Source organism: Sphingobacterium allocomposti (assembly GCF_008124885.1).
Classification (GTDB): Bacteria; Bacteroidota; Bacteroidia; order Sphingobacteriales; family Sphingobacteriaceae; genus Sphingobacterium; species Sphingobacterium allocomposti.
Genome location: NZ_VNHX01000045.1, coordinates 1 through 3,473, shown reverse-complemented (window position 1 = coordinate 3,473; position 3,473 = coordinate 1). Strand labels below are relative to the sequence as shown.

At 46.1% G+C, this 3,473-nt stretch carries 2 protein-coding genes; both read left to right on the top strand.

Annotation, left to right across the window (positions count from 1 at the left end):
• Positions 1 to 895: 895 nt before the first annotated feature.
• Positions 896 to 1,258 carry a BlaI/MecI/CopY family transcriptional regulator gene (locus BC792_RS18180; protein ID WP_211357586.1) on the top strand — a complete coding sequence of 121 codons (363 nt, stop codon included), beginning with the start codon at positions 896 to 898 and terminating at the stop codon, positions 1,256 to 1,258.
• Between the two features lie 2 nt (positions 1,259 to 1,260).
• Entirely contained in the window at positions 1,261 to 3,102 is a 1,842-nt protein-coding gene (locus BC792_RS18175; protein WP_148910436.1) for a M56 family metallopeptidase, read from the top strand.
• Positions 3,103 to 3,473 lie beyond the last annotated feature (371 nt).

Here is a 3,473-nt window from a genome sequence, read left to right as displayed (position 1 = left end):
AATTACTATCTTTTCTGTTTTCCCCGATTCCGTTCGGGACTGCAAAGGTAAAAGGTTTTTCCGTTTCCGCAAAATTTATTTTAAAATAATTTCCTGCTTCCCCTTCCTGCCGGCGGAACCCCTTACGGTATCCCCCTTCCGGCCCCCTTTTTCTGCCTTTCAGTGCTGTCCCTCCCTCGCGGAGTGGTGCAAAGATAGAACTTTATACCCCGCCGCGCAAGTCCTGTGCCCCTTTTTCCGGCCCAAAAACCGCAAACCCCTGTAAACCTGAACGATATTTTTAAACCGGCTGATGGCTGAAGGCTGATGGCTAATGGCAGATAGCAGATGGCGGATGGCTAATGGCTAATGGCAGATAGCTGATGGCAGATAGCTGATGGCAGATGGCTAATGGCAGATAGCGGATGGCTAATGGCAGATAGCAGATGGCAGATGGCTAATGGCTAATGGCTGATGGCTAATGGCAGATGGCTAATGGCTAATGGCTAATGGCATAAATCATATAAGCTATGAGCCATGCTATAGCTTCGCACATACGACGCCCCTGCGGCGCCTTTCCTGCTGTCCTGCCACAGTCTTCCTTAAGGGAAAACAGAGGGTATATAGAGTTTTACCTCTATAAACCCTCTATCAACCCTCTGTCAACCCTCATTTAAACCTCTATTATTCTTACCGCTGACCGGCTTCTGCCCCGCGCATGGGCCGGCCCTGTACCGAAGGCTGATCTCCACCGGGCACGGCTTACATCTTTACGGATTAACAATTCACAAACCCACATTCTCCGGTTTAAGAGTTTTGCGACCAAAATGAGTCGCTACGAAAAAAAAAAGAAAAAAGTTTTTTGGATATACGAAACACTTCGTACATTTGTCTACGAAAACATTCGTAGATAGATATGAAGCCGACAGATAGTGAGATGGAAATATTGCAAATCCTTTGGGAACAAGGAGAGAGCAGCGTCAGAACCGTACATGAAATGCTGAACAGAAAAGATGTCGGGTATACAACCACGCTTAAGCTCATGCAGATTATGTACGAAAAGGGCATGGTTTCCCGCGACACCTCGTCCAAGACGCATGTATATAAAGCTTTGCTAAGCAAAGAGCAAACCCAGCATCAGTTCCTGACGAGAATGATCGACACCGTATATAATGGATCTACCGCCCGGCTGGTGATGCAGGCATTGGGAAACAATCGGACGAGTAAAGAAGAAATCGATCTAATAAAAGCATATTTAAAGCAACTTGAAAACTCATAGCCATGAATAGTCTTTTTCAAAACATTACCCACGCGTTAGGATGGAGCATACTACATTCGCTATGGCAGGGCTTACTCCTTTACAGCCTGCTGTGCATCGTTTATCTCGCCACTCCAAAGCTGTCCGCTAAATACAAATATCTACTGGCATTTGTCGGGCAAATGGCAATCTTCCTTTCCTTTATTACGACATTTATACACTATGTCGATTTCGCGCCTGCTTATTCCATGGCAGAACCGGCCGCCATCCTATCAACCGGAAGCTATGCCCAGCTATCACACGGATTTCTAAATAAAGTAGAACCGCTGTTCCCATGGTTCACCTCCATATACGTAGTGGGGTTGTTCGTCCAGCTCATTATATTTACAAACTGCTTTTCAAAGCTACACTATCTTAGAACAAGAGGTCTATTGGAACCGCCGATGACATGGCAAGATCCTTTCCTGCAGATCTGTTCTCAACTAAGAATAGATCGAGACGTGCAGCTTTTCCTTTCCGAAAAAGTATCCGTACCGCTGACCCTTGGGCATGTTAAGCCGATCATCCTTTTTCCGGTAGCTTTCGCCAATAACCTGGATATAAAGCAGGTCGAATCGATACTTATACACGAGCTTGCACATATAAAACGGAACGATTATCTACTGAATCTCCTGAAGGTAACTGTGGAAACCGTCCTCTTCTTTAACCCTTTTGTCTGGTTATTCTCCAAACATATAGAAGCTGAACGGGAGCACGCCTGCGACGACATCGTTGTGCGGTGGGTTCCGTCTCCTATTGCCTATGCCCAGGCGCTTATGTCCGTCGAACTCCTCCGCGGCGATGCAGCCCCGCTATATGCTATGGCCGCTACCCGGAAGAAACATCATTTATTACACCGCATTCAACGTATTACAAAAATGGAAAAGAACTATATCAACGTGAAACAGCACCTTATCGCAGCTGCCTTAAGCTCAATGGGTTTGATCATGGTCGCCTGGATCTCTCCGGCGAAAGATAATACAACCATCAACATTCCGTCACAGCCCGGGACGCCCTCAGGATTATTTGTGCCTCCTTCACCACTAGCGCCAGTTGCGGCTGAAGACTGTGATACCCCTGAAAGCGCCGCTGATACCGTCACACCCAGCAACAACTTTATCGTCTTCACGGAACAGCGGGACACGATTGAGCCACCGGTAATCCTAAAGGATCCTGCAATAGCTGTTGATGAAAAAGAGCTGCAGCACATGAGCGACAACATTAGAATACACCACAACTCTCCTGAGTGGAAACAGCATATTGCTAAAATCGAAGCAAATGCCAAGCGCATAGAAGACTATTATAATTCCGACGAATGGAAGCAGCATATTGCGGCTATAGAAGCAAATGCGAAAAAAGTCGAAGCTTACTATAATTCGCCGGAGTGGAAGCAGCACATAGCGAAAATAGAAGATAACGCAAAGCGTATAGAGGAATATTACAACTCGCCGCAGTGGAAAGAACATATTGCGAAAGTGGAAGCTAATGCAAAGAGAGTGGAGGCTTACTATAATTCCCCACAATGGAAAGAGCACATTGCTAAAATCGAAGCAAATGCCAGAAAGGTCGAAGACTACTATAATTCGCCGGAATGGAAAGAAAAGATCGCAAAGATAGAAGACAACGCACGGAAGATAGAGGCATATTATAACTCGCCGGAGTGGAAAGAGCATGTCGCTAAAATTGAGGCCAACGCTAAAAAAGTAGCTGACTACTATAACTCGCCGGAATGGAAAGAGAAAATGAAGAAGATCAACGACCGTCAACATCGGCCGGACCGAGGAGAAGTACAAAACAGACGTCAAAACGACGTCAATGGTCTCTAGATCGGAAAATCAGCCAATTATCAGGGAGCTTTTATTTGAAGTACATATTCATTGGCCTACATTAACCGGCCGGACAGAAGCTGTAGCGCGGGGCCCAACGCCCCGTTGCTGCCTGTTCGCTCCGTGTGACAAATAGAACGGATCCGAAAGCATTAACATTTAAAGGGGCACTCCGCGGTCCCTTTTTCCTATTAAGTACAAAACCAGACTCCGGCGAACAAACCTATTACGCAGCCGCCTCCGTACCGAACCGTCGTAAAAAAGGGTGCCAAACAATAAGGGCACTGAAAAAGTCCCCTTAGAAAAAAGGCTAAAAAAAGGAGTGGAAAACAGCAGTTTTCTGCTCCTTTTTTCGTATCTTAATGTAGGCT